Here is a 16,366-nt window from a genome sequence, read left to right on the forward strand (position 1 = left end):
CGGCTCCGCTCAACGGCGGGCAAGGAGCAGGCCCGCAACGAACGCGAGGCCGGCGACGACGCCGGCGGTTTGCCACGGGTTGTCTTGCACGACCTGCGACACGCGTTCGGCCGAATCGCGCAGCCGGGCGGCCGCGCTGCCCGACGCATGGTCGAGTGCGCCGCGCGCTTCATCCAGCTTGGATTGCACGCGCTTGCGCAGCGCGGCGATATCGCCGTCGCCGTCGTTTTTCAGCAGATCTTCCAGTTCGTCGACCAGCCCGCGCAGATCGTCGGTGACGTCGTCATGCAGGTCGCGGGCGGCCGAGCGCGTCGTGCGTCCCACGCGCCGGCCCGTGCGACGGATGTCGGACAGGCCGCGGTCCAGCTTGTGTTCGATCGAGTCGGTGAGCGCCATGGTGTTTATCCTCCTTCGATTCAAGGCAAATTTGAAGATAAGACGAATCCCAGCAACCTGTGTGATTCACTTGGCCCGATTTTGTTTCGAGACAAATTTTCAATTCGTCGGCAGGATTGCCGCGAAGCCCCGCCGCACGGGGCGGCGAGGCGATTGAAAAAAATTCGCATTCCGGGCGAAGCGGCGTATCGGGCTGCGGTACGCAGTGAAGGTCCGGTAAATATCGCGTCACCAGGGCCATCAGGTAAATAGTGCCGTTGCAGGCCTTGTGCTGATGCAAATGCACTAATCGACCGTTGGTCGAGGAGCATGGTTCGTGCCCGGGGCTGCTGACGTGCCGCCATTGCCAAGCGCGACGTCGATCACGACGGGATCGTGATCCGATGACCGGTACGCGTCGGGTGCGTAATAAATCGACCGTTGCGCGGCCGTTTTGTAATCAGGCAACGGTTGCAGCGCGACCGGCTCGTCGGTGTTGATGTGCCAGACGTGCACGGCCCTCACGCGCGCGGCGAGCGCCGGCGTGGCCAGCGCGTGGTCGAGGCTGCCCGCTTCGCCGCGAAATACGTAGCTGTACGCAGCATCGCCGACGAAGCGGGCCACCAGGTTCGCGTAGCCGCGCGATTCGAGCGCGCGCACCGGGTCTTCCTTCGCGTAGCTGTTCAGGTCGCCGATCAGCAGGACGCCATCGGCCCTGGTGCCGGTCGGCGACGTGGCGAGCCAGTCGGCGATGCGCGCGGCGGCTTGCGTGCGCGCCGCATTCCAGCAGCCCTGGCCGTCCGACTGGTCACGATCGGCGCCGGTCGCGTTCGGGCAGTTCTTCGATTTCAGGTGATTGACCGCGACCGTGAAGGCGCGCGCGCCGCCGATGCGCCGGAATGTCTGCGCGAGCGGCGGGCGGTGCCGGCCGCCGAGTGCGACGGTCGCGGCGCGCCCGGCCGGCTCGACCGTGCGGCTGTCGTACAGCAGCGCGACTGCGATCGCATCGCGGCCGAGACGCGCGGTGCCGGGCTCGACCGCGCGCCAGCCGTCGCCCAGTTGCGCGGCGAGACGGCGTACGGCGCTCGTTTCACCGTGGCCGTTGTTCGCGATTTCCATCAGCCCGATCACGTCGGCACGCAGCGCGCGCAACGCCGCGACGATCTTCGCCTCCTGCCGCGCGAACGCGGCGGGCGTTTTCGCACCGCGGTTGGCCGGGGCATCGAAACCGCCGCCACGCCCGTCGCCGTTGAAATAGTTGAATACGTTGAACGACACGATGCGCACGTCGGCATCCGGGTGCCGGGCCGGCGCCTCGGTACGCGGATTCGCGGCGGCATCGAACACCGGCGCCGCGCCGGCAACCGGTTGCAGCCGCCATGCGCCGTAGCGCAGTTCGAGCACGCCTTCGACGCCGCGTACCGTGTAGCCCGCGCGCAGCGTGTTGGCGGCGCTCAGCGCGGGCGGCGGATAGCGCACGGTCGCGGGATCGCGGCGGGTCGAGCCGTCGTCGAGCACGATGCGGTTGCGTGCGTTGGCGGTCGCGATCGCGGCGGCCTCGGCCGGCGGAGCGACGTGGGTCGGGATGCGCAGCCGGCCGTGGCTGAGGACGACGCTGCCGTAGCGGCCGAGTTCGTGGGTATCGCTGACCGTCAGCGTTTGCGGCAGGCGCACCCGCATGCCTTCCAGCGCGGCCAGCACCGCCGGGGTGGCGACGGGCAGCGTGAGCGTGGCAGGCGTGACCGTTTGCCCGCGGGCGCAGACGGTCACGCCGCCCGACAGCGTGAATTGCGTCCGGCCGTAACGCTCGTCGACGCGGCCCGTGAGATGTACGCGATCGCCGGCCTGCGCGCGCGCGTTCGGCGCGTACACGAACACGCCTTCGGAGACGCCCGGCCGGTGCCGTCGCTGCGCGTCGGCCTGCTGGACGAAGAAGCCGCCAAGGCCGTCGGTGCCGCCGAACGCCGCGGTGACGACCGCTTCGATCGAGGTCGTTTGCCCGACCAGCGGCGACGGGCCGCCGGCGCCGCGAAGGTCGGCAATCGGCGTGGTTGCGCCGCCGCAGCGGGCGCTGACCGGCGGCGCGGCCAAGGCCGGCCGGGCAGGGAGGGCGGCGAGGGTGATGAACGGTGCAACGGCTAGCGGCACAAGCAGGCGTGACATGGGGCGGTCCACAGGAAGACAATCCGACGGTTCGGGAAGGCATCTTGACGGCAAAATGTCAGGAAGCGGCCGAAATGGCCGTCCGGCCAGTTGCCGATCGGCCGACGATGCAAGCCGCACGGCGGCTGTTACGCTTTTGCATCGGCCGGCGCATCCCGATCGCGCGGCGAGCCCTGCCGCGCCCCGTTCCCACAGGAGTCATCCATGTCTTACATGTTGTTGATAGTCGAGCCGACCGAGCAGCGCGCCGAACGCACGCTCGACGAAGGTCAGGCGCTGTACGCGCGGATGGTCGATTTCGCCGAGACGCTGAAGGCGCGCGGCGTGCTGCGCGGCGTCGAGTCGCTGGAGCGTTCCGAGCGCGCGACGCGCGTGCAGGTGCGCGACGGCGAGACGCGGCTACTCGACGGCCCGTTCGCGGAGGCGAAGGAGATGGTCGGCGGCTTCTTCATCGTCGACGTCGACACCCGCGAAGAAGCGATCGAGATCGCGCGCCAGTGCCCGGCCGCGCAATGGTGCACGGTCGAGGTGCGGGCGGTCGGTCCGTGCTTCCTGTGAAGGTCGCGACTCGGTATTTACCCTGATATGTCGCGGAATATGTCGATCCGGCCGTCTTCCGGCCGTCGTCCGGATAAGGCGCCGACGAATGGGCGCTGCCTTCCACCGACGACAAGGAGTGAACGATGCGATTCATGATCATGATCCGGGCGAACGCCGTCAGCGAATCCGATGCGTTGCCGGACAACCGGCTGGTCGAGGCCATGACCGTCTATCACGAGGAACTGGCCAGGGCCGGCGTGCTGCTCGACGCGAACGGGCTGCGACCGAGCGCGCGTGGCTGGCGCGTGCGCTACACGGGCGGCAAGGCCACCGTGGTCGACGGCCCGTTCGCCGAAACGAAGGAACTGATTGCCGGCTATACGCTGATCCAGGTGCGTTCGCGCGACGAAGCGCTCGAATGGACGCGCCGGTTCCCCGCGCCGTTCGGCGCCGAGATGGATTGCGAGATCGAGGTGCGGCCGCTGTTCGAGCTCGACGACCTCACGCCGAGCGATGCGGTCGAGCGGTTCCGCGAACTCCACGTCGGCCGCACCAGCGCCTGATTGATTGCCGCCTGAATCCAACCTCACCGGGAGTTCCCGACATGCACAAGATGGTTTTCATCAACCTGCCCGTGGCCGACCTGCCGCGCTCGAAAGCGTTCTACCAGGCGCTCGGCTACGAGGTCGTACCGGCCTATACCAACGACCAGGCCGCCTGCATCAAGATCAGCGACACGATCTTCGCGATGCTGCTCGTGCGGCCGTTCTTCCAGACGTTCACCGGCAAAACCATCATCGATCCGGCGACGCAGGTGCAGGTCCTGTCGTGCCTGTCGTGCGACAGCCGCGCCGAGGTCGACGCGATCGTCGCGAAGGCGCTGGCGGCCGGCGGGTCTGCGCCGCAGGCGCCGCGCGAGTACCCGAACATGTACGGCCACGGGTTCGACGATCCGGACGGCCATGCATGGGAGCTGATGGCCATGCCGCTGGACGCGTCCGCCGAGGGGCAGGCGTCGTGACGCGTGAGGCGACTCACCGTGCGATCGAAGCGGTCTGGCGGATCGAGGCGCCCAAGATCATCGCGCGCGCCGCGCGCGTGGTGCGCGACGTCGGCGTGGCCGAGGAACTGGCGCAGGACACGCTCGTCGCGGCGCTCGAGCACTGGCCCGTCGACGGCGTGCCCGACAACCCGGCCGCATGGCTGATGACGGCCGTGAAGCGTCGCGCACTCGATCGTGTCCGGCAGGAGTCGCTCCACGCGGCGAAGCGCGACCAGCTCGGTCACGAGATGGACGCGCTCGAGGCGCATGTCGTCCCCGACATCGCGGAGGCGCTTGCCGACGCGAGCGACGATGACATCGGCGACGACCTCCTGCGGCTGATCTTCACGTCGTGCCATCCGGTGCTGTCGACCGATGCGCGCGTTGCACTCACGCTGCGGCTGCTCGGCGGGCTGACGACGGGCGAGATCGCGCGCGCGTTCCTGACGCCCGAGCCGACGATCGCGCAGCGGATCGTGCGCGCCAAGCGCACGCTCGCGGCGGCGCACGTGCCGTTCGAGGTGCCGGCGGCCGACGCGCGGCCCGCGCGGCTCGCGTCGGTGCTCGAGGTGATCTATCTCGTGTTCAACGAAGGCCATGCGGCGACCTCGGGCGACGACTGGACGCGCCCGGCGCTGTGCGACGAGGCGTTGCGGCTCGGCCGCGTGCTGGCCGGGCTGGCGCCGGACGAGAGCGAGGTGCTCGGGCTCGTTGCGCTGATGGAGTTGCAGGCGTCGCGCATGCATGCGCGTACCGACGCGCAGGGCCGGCCCGTGCTGCTGCTCGACCAGGATCGCAGCCGCTGGGATCCGCTGCTGATCCGGCGCGGCCTCGCGGCGCTCGAACGCGCGACGAAGCTCGGCGGCGTGCGCGGGCCGTATGCGCTGCAGGCCGCGTTGGCGGCCTGCCATGCGCGTGCGCGGCGGGCATCGGATACGGACTGGGCGCAGATCGTCGCGCTGTATGACGCGCTCGCCGAAGTCGCACCGTCGCCCGTCGTCGAGCTGAATCGTGCGGTGGCCGTCGGGATGGCGTTCGGGCCCGCTGCGGCGCTCGAACTCGTCGACGCGCTGCGCGACGATCCCGCGCTCGCGCGCTATCACTGGCTGCCGAGCGTGCGCGGCGACCTGCTGGCGAAGCTGGGCCGCGCCGACGAGGCGAAGGCCGAATTCCGCCGCGCGGCGGAACTGACGCGCAACGAACGCGAACGCGAATTACTGCTCAGGCGCGCAACGGACGCGTGACGCACGCGGCACGTGCGAATGCCGGGCACCGAGCCCCCGAGCACCGAGCCCGCCCGCTGGCGCGCCGCTCCGCCAAGCACTATCGCCCGGATTGAAAAAGCCTATTGGGGGATGCGAACGGGAGCGCCTAGATTGAAGAGCACGACGCGCGCGCCCCGGCAAGCGTATCGTTCCCCACATACCTGATCGACCCGGCTCCGCACGCGGCCGCGCCGACTCGAACGGAGGCGCAAATGGCTCAACTCAAGGGCAGCAAAACCGAAGAGAACCTGAAAGCCGCATTCGCGGGCGAATCGCAGGCGAACCGGCGCTATCTGTATTTCGCTTCGAAGGCGGACGTCGAAGGCCAGAACGACGTCGCCGCGCTGTTCCGCTCGACCGCCGAAGGCGAAACCGGCCATGCGCACGGCCATCTCGAATACCTGGAGGCCGTCGGCGATCCGGCAACGGGCTTGCCGTTCGGTTCGTCGCGGCAGAATCTCGAATCGGCGATCGCCGGCGAAACGCACGAATACACCGACATGTATCCGGGCATGGCGAAGGCGGCGCGCGAGGAAGGCTTCGACGAAATCGCGAACTGGTTCGAGACGCTCGCGAAGGCTGAACGCAGTCACGCGAACCGCTACACGAAGGCGCTGGACAGTCTCGTCGACTGACGGGCCGCCGCGGGCCGCACGGCAGGCCGTGCGACCGGCAAGCGGCCGGCTGTTCGTTCATCGCTGCCCGCATCGCGCGGGCGGCGCTGGCGCGCATGCGCGCCGCGCTGGATGGAGCGCCCCATGCCCCACAAGGAAGGCAGTCTCGAAGCCCCGACCCGGCATCCGCTCGACTGGCAGTCCGATGCGTTCTACGACCAGGCCGCGATCGATGCGGAAATGACGCGCGTGTTCGACATCTGCGCTGGATGCCGACGCTGCGTGTCGTTGTGCGGCGCGTTTCCGACGCTGTTCGATCTGGTCGACGACACGCCGATGGGCGATATCGAGGAGGTGCCGAAGGCCGCGTTCGGCAAGGTCGTCGACCAGTGCTACCTGTGCGACCTCTGCTACATGACGAAATGCCCGTACGTGCCGCCGCATGCGTGGAACGTCGACTTTCCGCACCTGATGCTGCGCGGCAAGGCCGCGCGCTACAAGCGCGGCGAAGCGACGCTGCGCGACAAGGTGCTGTCGAACACCGACGCGCTGGGCCACTTCGCCGGCATTCCGATCGTCACGCAGGTGGTGAACGCGGTGAACCGCACGCCGCCCGCGCGCCATGCGCTCGAGGCGACGCTCGGCGTCGATCGCCACGCGTGGCTGCCGGAATTCGCGCCGCGCAAGTTCCGGCGCACGGCGAGGCCGTCGGACGGCTTGCCCGTGCGCGACGGCGAACGCACGCCCGGCAAGGTCGCGATCTATGCAACCTGCTACGTGAATTTCAACGAGCCCGGCATCGGCCACGACCTGCTCGCGATCCTCGCGCACAACGACATCCCGTACGAGCTCGTCACGCGCGAAGCCTGCTGCGGGATGCCGCTGCTCGAGCAGGGCAATCTCGCCGGCGTGGCCGCGAAGAAGGACGTGAACCTGCCCGTGCTCGAACGCTACGCGCGCGAAGGCTATGCGCTGATCGGTGCGATCCCGAGCTGCGTGCTGATGTACAAGAGCGAGCTGCCGCTGATGTTCCCCGGCGACGAAGCGGTGCGCGCGGTGGCCGACGCATTCTGGGATCCGTTCGAATACGTGATCGCGCGCCATCGCGACGGACTGCTGAAGACCGATTTCAAGACCGGCCTCGGCACCGTGTCGTATCACGTGCCGTGCCATGCGCGCGTGCAGAACATCGGCCGCAAGACGGCCGACGCGCTGTCGCTCGTGCCCGACACGCGCGTGAACGTCGTCGAGCGCTGCTCCGGCCATGCGGGCACGTTCGGCGTGAAGAAGGAGTTTCACGCGGACGCGATGCGGATCGGCGCTCCCGTGTTCAAGGCGATGGCCGAGCCGCGGCCGGATGTCGTGTCGTCGGACTGCGCGCTGGCCGGTCATCACATCGTGCAGGGCATCGACGACCAGGGGCTGCCGTCCGCGCCGCTCGCGCATCCGCTTACGCTGCTGCGCCGCGCGTACGGCATCTGAGCCGCCGCCGGCCGACCCACGAGGACCTCCCATGACGTTGACCCGCGACTCCCTGCTGACGCTCGAAGCGTACGCGAAGATCCGCAAGGCCGAACACGCGCGGCTCGTCGCGTACAAGCGCCGCCGCGCGGTGGCGCTCGGCAACCATCTGCGCTTCCTGTTCGAGGACGAGACGACGATCCGCTATCAGATCCAGGAGATGCTGCACATCGAGAAGATCTTCGACCAGGCCGGCATCGAAGGGGAGCTGGACGCGTATCTGCCGCTCGTGCCCGACGGCACGAACCTGAAGGCGACGATGCAGATCGAGTACGAGCACGAGATCGAACGGCGCGCGGCGCTCGCGCGGCTGATCGGTGTCGAGGATCGCGTGTACCTGCAGGTCGACGGGCATGCGCGCGTCTACGCGATCGCCGACGAGGATCTCGACCGCGACACCGCCGAGAAGACGTCGGCCGTGCACTTCGTGCGCTTCGAGCTCGACGCGCCGATGCGCGCGGCGCTCAGGGGCGGGGCGGCGCTGTCGATCGGTTGCGATCACCCGGCCTATACGATGCCGCCGCAGCGCGTGGACGCGGACGTGACCGCGTCGCTGGCTGCCGATCTGCGCTGACGCGGCCGCTGCAACGTCCGGCACCGCCTGCCACTGGTTTTCCTTTTTTCGTTCCGACCCGAAACACGATTCCCGCCCCCGATGCGGCGCGATCGCCCGCGCGTCGCCCCCGAAGATGTAACAGACGTCACGAGTTTGCGCGTGGCGAAAAATGTGCATCGCACGTCACCGTGCTTTCATCACTCGCAGAGAAACAATAAAAAGATTGTGCATGGAGATAATTTAAATCGGCCGAATTTGAATGATTTACCGATTCGTGAATATCTTGTTACGCTTTTTTCCCTGATTTACCGATATCGGGAAGCAATGCGCGGGATTGTTGCCGGCCGGGGTCGGAGCAGCCCGGAAATGCCCATGAAAAGGCATTCTTCATACGCTGCGGAGCCCCGCCAGACGGGCCTTTGCAGCGACGGGCATAAAGATCCCGCAAAAAAATTCAAGCGTAAATACATTACGCATCCATGGCAGGTTGTTTCAGTGCGTAACATTAAGTCATTGTCATATTGAGATAAACCCTAGGGATGGTATGCTTCGTGCACAAAAATTCCCACATTGGAGTGAGACCGTGATTTGTGCGTCATTGCCGGGAATCTCGGCACCGTGAAAGTGCGGTGTCGCACCGGCATGCACAACAGCGGATAACCATAATGTGCAACCTGGCCGCCCCGCGATGCGATGTGTCGCGACGGCGCCGCCAATCGCAGCCCCGGCCTGGCTGCGTGGAGAGATCTACTATGTTCTTCGATGAGCTTACCGATGAAGAGTGGTTTCGTCTTTCAACGCTGATCGCCGATGAACCCATCCGGCTGAACCGCCGTGGGCGTCCACGAGCCGAACCGCGCGTCGTTGCCAACGCGGTGCTCTGGATCCTGACGACCGGTGAAGCCTGGTCGAAACTGCCCGGCCGCTATCCGTCAGGGCCGACGTGCCGTCGCCGCTACGAGGAGTGGCTCGCGTCCGGCACGCTGCTGCAGATGATCGACGTGCTGACCCAGTTCAGCGGGCGCACGTTCGCGTATATCCCGCCGCCGCCGGAGCCGGCCGTGCCCGCGCGCCGTGCCGAGCCCGTGCCCGACAACGATCGCTTGCGCGGCGTGTTCTGGCAGAACCCCGAGTCGTGGCAATTGCCGGTCGCTCAGGCAAACGTTTGGGAGGGCGAGGGTGCGTCGATGAGCGCGCGGCCGGTCGACGAAGTCGTCGATCCGTCGTTCGCGGTGCCCGGTGCGCCGTCGACGGCGCTGCGCCATGCGCATGCGTCGTCGGCGAGCTTCGCCGCGGCCGAACCGCAAGTCGACCAATATCGCGGCTATACGATCTGCGGCATTGCGCAGCCGGTGCAGAACCTGATGTATCGCGCGTGGGCCGAGATTACGCAGGACGACCGGCGCGTCGAACGCTCGGGCCTGATCGGGCCGCGCTTTACCGATGCCGAGGAAGCCGAGCAGTTCGCGCTCGACTGGGCGCGCCAGTGGATCGATCGCCATGGCGCGAGCGACGAGCCGGCGCGCGAGCCGCAAGGCGAGGTGCTGGCCGGCTTGTCCGCGCTCGCGCGTGCCGAGTCGGACATCCAGCGCTTCATCGCCGAGCGCCATGCGGGCGCGCTGTCCGAAAGCCGCAACGATCCGGTGCAGCCGGAGCGTCGCGAGTACGTGTACCGCGTCGGCTGATCGCCGACCGGGTGAAACGCGCGGGCCGTCGTGTGCCACGACGCCCGCGCGGAAGTCCCGTCTTTCCATGCCTGCCTTGCCCGAGGCGCCGCTGTCGAAGCGGCGCCTCGCTATGCACGTGCGTTACTGCCGGCCGTAGGTATCGTCGAAGCGGACGATGTCGTCCTCGCCGAGATATGCGCCCGACTGCACCTCGATCAGCTCGAGCGGCATCTTGCCCGGGTTCTCCAGGCGGTGCGACACGCCGAGCGGGATGTACGTCGATTCGTTTTCCGACAGCAGGAACGTTTCATCGCCGCGCGTGATGCGCGCGGTGCCGCAGACGACGATCCAGTGTTCGGCGCGATGGTGGTGCATCTGCAGCGACAGTTGCGCGCCCGGCTTCACGACGATGCGTTTCACCTGGAAGCGCTCGCCCATGTCGACCGAGTCGTAGTGGCCCCACGGGCGATGCACCTTGCGGTGATCGGTCGCTTCCGCGCCGCGTTGCGCCTTGATGCGCCCGACGATTTTCTTCACGTCCTGCACGCGCGACTTGTCCGCGACGAGCACGGCGTCCGGCGTTTCGACGACGACGAGGTTCTGCGTGCCGACGCAGGCGACGAGCCGGCTTTCCGAATGCGCGAACGTCGATTCCGCGCCTTCGAACAGCACGTGGCCGCGGCCGACGTTCTCGGCGTCGTCCTTCGGCGAGATCTGCCAGATCGCGTCCCACGAGCCGACGTCCGACCAGCCTGCGTCGAGCGGCACGACGACGCTCTCGCACAGTTGCGGCAGGCTCGCGAGCGGCTCCATCACCGCGTAGTCGATCGAGTTCGACGGCGACGCGGCGAACGCTTCGCGATCGATGCGGAAGAAATCGCCGTCGGCCTTGCCCTGGGCGACGGCCTGTTCGCAGGCCGCGTAGATGGCCGGTTCGAGCTGGCGGATCGCCTTCAGCCAGACCGACGCGCGAACGATGAAGATGCCGCTGTTCCACCAGTATTCGCCCGATGCGACGTACTGCTGAGCGAGTTCGAGATGCGGTTTCTCGACGAAACGGTCGAGGCGGCGCACGTCGAGTGGGCCCGTGGCGGCGTCGCCGAGCGGCGCGCCGACGCGGATGTAGCCGTAGCCGGTTTCCGCGTGCTTCGGCACGATGCCCATCGTCGCGATCTTGCCTTGCATCGCGCAGTGCACGCCGGCCGCGACGGCCGCATGGAAGCGCGGCAGGTCGGCGACCGCATGGTCGGCCGGCATCACGGTCATCACCGCATCGTTGCCGTCGGCGACCAGCCGAAACGCGGCGAGCGTCAGCGCGGGCGCGGTGTCGCGGCCGACCGGCTCGAGCATGATCGACGCGGATTTGCCGGTCAGGCGCAGCTGTTCGGCGGTGGTGAAGCGGTGATCCTCGCCGCACACGATCAGCACGTCGTCGTTCAGCGGATGGTCGGCCGCCAGGCCGTCGAGGCGCAGCGCGGTCGACTGCAGCAGCGAATGTTCGCCGAGCAGGCCGATCAGCTGTTTCGGAAAACGTTCGCGCGACATCGGCCACAGGCGCGTGCCGGACCCGCCGGCGAGAATCACCGGCTGCACGGCGACGCGCGTGGCGGCGGCGGGCGCGGTGGAAGAAGAATGGCGCGTTTCGGCAGCCACGGCCGGAGCATTCATGAGGACACTCTCCACGGTTGAAGTCAGTGCCTGTCGTTGTAGCATGAAGTAAATCGACAATAAAACCGGATCCATTGCCGGATATTCGCCACGCATTCATCGGGAAGAATTTTCCGCGCCGGCATCCGATGCAAATAAAAAAGTAAAAAATAAATCGGTGAATCGGCTGGTCTTGACCACCCGCAAAGGGTGAGCGGAAATCGTAAAGCTTCTGAAAAATTCCCGATTCCAGGGAATTTCGGGAAAACGTGCCGAATTAATTCAGAAACATCGCGGCAAGAATTTCCGATTATTTTTCGAAATACTTGTACGCTTGAGGCGAAAATTTCTTACCGCTTCAATAGCGTCATGCAACGTTTGAATCGAATGTGCGGCACGGGTCGCACAAGGAGCTGTTCGGCAAACGCCTGTTCAAAGAGGAAGCAGACATGTTGAGCGTGCTGGCGAGAGTCATCGATATCGCGATGGTCGTGACGGGGGCGCTGATCGCCGCCGCGCTGCACGGTGGCAGCATCTGGCTCAACGACCTGCAGCGCACGATGATGCTGTTCGATTGCCTGCTCGTCGTCGTGTGCTTTCCCGCCTTCGGCATCTACCAGTCGTGGCGCGGCAAGCGTCTCGTCGGGCTGGTGGGGCGGGTCGCGTTCGCGTGGCTGGTGGTCGAGCTCGCGGGCATCCTGTTGAGCTTCAGCTTTCATCAGTCGGGCGACCTGTCGCGGCTGTGGCTGGGTTACTGGGCGCTCGTGACGATGGCGCTGCTCGCCGGCTCGAAAGCCTGCGTGCACGTCGTGCTGCGGCAACTGCGCCGCGGCGGCTACAACCTGAAGGCGGTCGCGATCGTCGGCGGGACGCCGGCGGCGCGGCGGCTGATCGCCCAGATGCGGGCGCGGCCGGAAGCCGGTTTCAACCCGGTGTGCGTATACGACGAAAGCGAAGCGCCCGGCGAAGTCGCGCTCGACGACGTGCGCATCGAGCGGCAGTTCGAGTCGCTGGTGTGGTTGGTGCGCAGCCGCGCGATCAGCGAGCTGTGGCTCACGCTGCCGATCACGGAGGAGCGCCGGATTCACCAGATCGTGACGGTGTTCCGCCACGACTTCGTGAATATCCGCTTCATCCCGGACGTGCGCACGCTGTCGTTCTTCAACCAGGAAGTGGTCGAGGTGCTCGGCGTGCCGGCGATCAACCTCGCGGCGTCGCCGATCACCGACGTGCGGATCCTGCCGAAGTTCGTGTTCGACCGGGCGTTCGCGCTGGTGGCGCTCACGGGCCTCGCACCGGTGATGCTGGTGATCGCGTGCCTGATCAAGCTGACGTCGCGCGGCCCGGTGTTCTTCCGCCAGAAGCGCAAGGGCATCGACGGGCACGAGTTCGAGATCTACAAGTTCCGCTCGATGAAGGTGCACCAGGAAGTGGCGGGGCAGGTCACGCAGGCGAAGAAGAACGATTCGCGCGTGACGCCGGTCGGCCGGTTCCTGCGCCGCACGAGCCTCGACGAGCTGCCGCAGTTCATCAACGTGCTGAAGGGCGAGATGTCGGTCGTCGGCCCGCGCCCGCATGCGCTCGCGCACGACGACATCTACAAGGATCTGGTCAAGGGCTACATGTTCCGCTACCGGATCAAGCCGGGCATCACCGGGTGGGCGCAGATCAACGGCTTTCGCGGCGAGACCGACCAGATCGAGAAGATGATGGGACGCGTGAAGCTCGATCTGTACTACATGCAGAACTGGTCGTTCTGGCTCGACATCAAGATCGTCGTGCTGACGCTCTGGAAAGGCTTCACCGGCAGCAACGCGTACTGAGCACCGAGATCGCGCCGCGCAGGCATTCCGGTTTTACGAATTTCGAATCATTGGTCAAGAGGTCCGACACATCATGAATCTGACTATCATCGGCAGCGGTTACGTAGGGCTGGTCACCGGCGCATGTCTGGCCGACATCGGGCACGACGTGTTCTGTCTCGACGTCGACCAGGCAAAGATCGACATCCTGAACAACGGCGGCGTGCCGATCCACGAGCCGGGCCTCAAGGAAGTGATCGCGCGCAACCGCTCGGCGGGCCGCCTGCGCTTCTCGACCGATATCGAGGCCGCGGTCGCGCACGGCGACGTGCAGTTCATCGCGGTCGGCACGCCGCCCGACGAGGACGGTTCGGCCGACCTGCAATACGTGCTCGCGGCCGCACGCAACATCGGCCGCTACATGACGGGCTTCAAGGTGATCGTCGACAAGTCGACGGTGCCCGTCGGCACGGCCGAGCGCGTGCGCGCGGCGGTGGCGGAAGAACTCGCGAAGCGCGGCGGCGACCAGATGTTCTCGGTCGTGTCGAATCCGGAATTCCTGAAGGAAGGCGCGGCGGTGGACGATTTCACGCGGCCTGACCGCATCGTGATCGGCTGCGACGACGACGTGCCGGGTGAGCGCGCCCGCGAGCTGATGAAGAAGCTCTACGCGCCGTTCAACCGCAACCACGAGCGCACGCTGTACATGGACGTGCGCTCGGCCGAGTTCACGAAATACGCGGCGAACGCGATGCTCGCGACCCGCATCTCGTTCATGAACGAGCTGGCGAACCTGGCTGACCGCTTCGGCGCGGACATCGAGGCCGTGCGCCGCGGGATCGGCTCCGATCCGCGCATCGGCTATCACTTCCTGTATGCCGGCTGCGGCTACGGCGGCTCGTGCTTCCCGAAGGACGTCGAGGCGCTGATCCGCACCGCCGACGAGCACGGGCAGGCACTGCAGATCCTGAAGGCGGTGTCGTCGGTCAACGCCACGCAAAAGCGCGTGCTCGCCGAGAAGATCGTCGCGCGCTTCGGCGAGGACCTGAGCGGCCGCACGTTCGCCATCTGGGGCCTCGCGTTCAAGCCGAACACCGACGACATGCGTGAAGCGCCGAGCCGCGAGCTGATCGCCGAGCTGCTGTCGCGCGGGGCGCGCATCGCCGCGTACGACCCGGTCGCGCAGGAGGAAGCGCGCCGCGTGATCGCGCTCGATCTCGCCGATCACCCGAGCTGGCTCGAGCGCCTGAGCTTCGTCGACGACGAGGCGCAGGCCGCGCGCGATGCCGACGCGCTCGTGATCGTCACCGAATGGAAGATCTTCAAGAGCCCCGACTTCGTCGCGCTCGGCCGCTTGTGGAAATCGCCGGTGATCTTCGACGGCCGCAACCTGTACGAGCCGGAGACGATGAGCGAGCAGGGCATCGAATACCACCCGATCGGCCGGCCGGGCTCGCGCCAGGCCGTCGCCGCCCGTGTGCCGGGCACCGCGCCCGCCAGCGCGTAACCCGTTTCCCGTCACTCGTTACGAGACGCCATGTTCCGGAACATCCTGATCGTCTGCCACGCGAACGTCTGCCGCAGCCCGGCAGCGGAACTGCTGTTCAAGTCGCACGCCGCGTCGCGCGGCGGCCCGCGCCCGACGTTTCACTCGGCGGGCGTGCATGCGAACGACGGCGACGGCATCGATCCGGTGATGCGTCAGCTGCTCGCCGAGCGGGGCGTCGATGCGACGACCCACCGCTCGCGGCGGCTGTCGCGCCGGATCGTGCGCGACGCCGACCTGATTCTCGTCAGCGAGCGCGGACAGATCAAGGCCGTCGAATCGGTCGATCCGTTCGCGCGCGGCAAGGTCCACCTGCTCGGCAAGTGGGAAGGGGCCGAGATTGCCGACCCGCACGGCGGCCCCGAGGCCGATTACCGCGAGAGCTACTCACTGATCGAACGTCTGGTTCAAGGATGGCTACAGAAACTATGCTGAAACGCCCGATGCGCCCGGTGGCGCTTGCCGTCGCGCTGACGACTTTCCTGTCAGCCTGTGCAACCGCGCCCGGCAACTACCTCGACTCGTCGAACCTGAAGGACGAAGGCCGGCAGCAAGCGGCCGAAACCTATCCGGTTCATTACATCGACGCCAAAGTGGTGATGGACCAGCTGCAGAAAGCGCAGGTGGACCATCCGCTGCCGCCCGGACGTTATACCGATCCGTCGGAGTACGTGTACCGCGTCGGCCCGCAGGACATCCTCGGCGTCACCGTGTGGGACCACCCCGAGCTGACGACGCCGCAGGGCCAGTCGTTCTCGAGCGGTGGCAACACGACGCAGTCGGTCGCGGGTGCGTTGCAGCAGCCGTATACGACCGCGCTGCCGGGCCAGGCCGATCCGTACGGCCAGACGGTGGCCTCGGACGGCACGATCTTCTTCCCGTTCGTCGGCCGCATCAAGGTGGCCGGCAAGACGGTCGCGCAGATCCGCGAGCAGATGGCCACCACGCTGTCGCGCTACGTGAAGAATCCGCAGCTCGACGTGCGCGTGCTGTCGTTCCGCAGCCAGAAGGTGCAGGTGACGGGCGAGGTGAAGCAGCCGGGCCCGCTCGCGGTGAGCGACGTGCCGCTGACGCTCGTCGACGCGATCTCGCGCTCCGGCGGCTCGACCAACGAGGCCGACCTGCAGCGCGTGCGCCTGACGCGCGACGGCAAGCTCTACACGCTCGACGCGAACGGCGTGCTCGATCGCGGCGAGGTGAAGCAGAACGTGATGCTGCAGCCGGGCGACATCGTCAACGTGCCGGACCGTAGCGACAGCCGCGTGTTCATCATGGGCGAGGTCAAGACGCCGGTCACGGTGCCGATGCTCAAGGGCAAGCTGACCATCGCCGACGCGCTGACCGCGGGCGGCGGCATCCTCGACACCGACGCGAACCCGCGCAAGATCTACGTGATGCGCGGGATGCGCGACAACCCGACGAAGCCTGAAGTGTTCCGCCTCGACATGACGCAGCCGGATGCGCTGATGCTGTCGAGCCGCTTCCCGCTTCAACCGCTCGACGTCGTCTACGTCAGCACGGCCAGCTCGGTGCAGTTCAACCGTGTGCTGCAGCAGGTGCTGCCGACGATCCAGACGATCTTCTACATGCGGCAAATCACGCGCTGATAGCCCGCCGGGGCGGCGCCT

15 protein-coding genes are annotated in these 16,366 nt (G+C 66.9%); 12 read left to right on the forward strand and 3 right to left on the reverse strand.

The genetic code is table 11. The annotated features are described in order from the left end of the window. Positions 1–9: 9 nt before the first annotated feature. Together CFB40_RS21510 and CFB40_RS21515 are read right to left on the reverse strand one after the other, a co-directional pair. Entirely contained in the window at positions 10–396 is a 387-nt protein-coding gene (locus tag CFB40_RS21510) for a DUF883 family protein (RefSeq protein ID WP_089428053.1), read from the reverse strand. Between the two features lie 285 nt (positions 397–681). Further along, complete coding sequence (locus CFB40_RS21515) at positions 682–2,538, reverse strand: ExeM/NucH family extracellular endonuclease (protein WP_089432339.1); 1,857 nt, start codon at positions 2,536–2,538, stop codon at positions 682–684. Between the two features lie 204 nt (positions 2,539–2,742). On the opposite strand from CFB40_RS21515, the gene CFB40_RS21520 reads away from it, so the two are divergent. The 8 genes from CFB40_RS21520 to CFB40_RS21555 all read left to right on the forward strand — a co-directional run bounded on the left by CFB40_RS21520 (position 2,743) and on the right by CFB40_RS21555 (position 9,761). Beyond that, complete coding sequence (locus tag CFB40_RS21520) at positions 2,743–3,096, forward strand: YciI family protein (protein ID WP_089432340.1); 354 nt, start codon at positions 2,743–2,745, stop codon at positions 3,094–3,096. Between the two features lie 125 nt (positions 3,097–3,221). Continuing rightward, positions 3,222–3,641 carry a YciI family protein gene (locus CFB40_RS21525; RefSeq protein WP_089428050.1) on the forward strand — a complete coding sequence of 140 codons (420 nt, stop codon included), beginning with the start codon at positions 3,222–3,224 and terminating at the stop codon, positions 3,639–3,641. Between the two features lie 41 nt (positions 3,642–3,682). After that, positions 3,683–4,099, forward strand: a complete 417-nt coding sequence (locus tag CFB40_RS21530) for a VOC family protein (RefSeq protein ID WP_089428049.1) — start codon at positions 3,683–3,685, stop codon at positions 4,097–4,099. Further along, entirely contained in the window at positions 4,096–5,364 is a 1,269-nt protein-coding gene (locus tag CFB40_RS21535; protein ID WP_089428048.1) for an RNA polymerase sigma factor, read from the forward strand. Before CFB40_RS21530 ends, CFB40_RS21535 begins: the two co-directional genes overlap by 4 nt. A gap of 233 nt (positions 5,365–5,597) precedes the next feature. Next, positions 5,598–6,020, forward strand: a complete 423-nt coding sequence (locus CFB40_RS21540) for a rubrerythrin family protein (protein ID WP_089428047.1) — start codon at positions 5,598–5,600, stop codon at positions 6,018–6,020. A 123-nt stretch (positions 6,021–6,143) separates the two neighbouring features. Continuing rightward, a complete protein-coding gene (locus CFB40_RS21545; RefSeq protein WP_089432341.1) occupies positions 6,144–7,481 on the forward strand; it encodes a heterodisulfide reductase-related iron-sulfur binding cluster in 1,338 nt (445 codons plus the stop codon). A 31-nt stretch (positions 7,482–7,512) separates the two neighbouring features. Then, positions 7,513–8,094, forward strand: coding sequence for a DUF3501 family protein (locus CFB40_RS21550; RefSeq protein ID WP_089428046.1), 582 nt, complete (start codon positions 7,513–7,515; stop codon positions 8,092–8,094). A 734-nt stretch (positions 8,095–8,828) separates the two neighbouring features. Next, the gene (locus CFB40_RS21555; RefSeq protein ID WP_089428045.1) at positions 8,829–9,761 is read left to right on the forward strand and encodes a transposase; all 933 of its coding nucleotides are present in this window, start codon (positions 8,829–8,831) and stop codon (positions 9,759–9,761) included. Between the two features lie 123 nt (positions 9,762–9,884). Here the strand turns inward: CFB40_RS21555 and CFB40_RS21560 are convergent, their stop codons facing one another. Next, complete coding sequence (locus tag CFB40_RS21560) at positions 9,885–11,411, reverse strand: mannose-1-phosphate guanylyltransferase/mannose-6-phosphate isomerase (protein WP_089428044.1); 1,527 nt, start codon at positions 11,409–11,411, stop codon at positions 9,885–9,887. 428 nt (positions 11,412–11,839) lie between these two features. On the opposite strand from CFB40_RS21560, the gene CFB40_RS21565 reads away from it, so the two are divergent. The 4 genes from CFB40_RS21565 to CFB40_RS21580 all read left to right on the forward strand — a co-directional run bounded on the left by CFB40_RS21565 (position 11,840) and on the right by CFB40_RS21580 (position 16,345). After that, positions 11,840–13,213: an undecaprenyl-phosphate glucose phosphotransferase gene (locus tag CFB40_RS21565; protein WP_089433270.1), complete on the forward strand. Its 1,374-nt coding sequence runs from the start codon at positions 11,840–11,842 to the stop codon at positions 13,211–13,213. 73 nt (positions 13,214–13,286) lie between these two features. After that, positions 13,287–14,699: a UDP-glucose dehydrogenase family protein gene (locus CFB40_RS21570; RefSeq protein ID WP_089428043.1), complete on the forward strand. Its 1,413-nt coding sequence runs from the start codon at positions 13,287–13,289 to the stop codon at positions 14,697–14,699. A gap of 30 nt (positions 14,700–14,729) precedes the next feature. Then, positions 14,730–15,173, forward strand: coding sequence for a low molecular weight protein-tyrosine-phosphatase (locus tag CFB40_RS21575; RefSeq protein ID WP_089428042.1), 444 nt, complete (start codon positions 14,730–14,732; stop codon positions 15,171–15,173). Beyond that, a complete protein-coding gene (locus tag CFB40_RS21580) occupies positions 15,167–16,345 on the forward strand; it encodes a polysaccharide biosynthesis/export family protein (protein ID WP_069251045.1) in 1,179 nt (392 codons plus the stop codon). The genes CFB40_RS21575 and CFB40_RS21580 overlap by 7 nt, the downstream gene beginning before the upstream one ends. Positions 16,346–16,366: the final 21 nt, after the last annotated feature.

It is taken from the genome of Burkholderia sp. AU31652 (assembly GCF_002223155.1).
Taxonomy (GTDB): domain Bacteria; phylum Pseudomonadota; class Gammaproteobacteria; order Burkholderiales; family Burkholderiaceae; genus Burkholderia.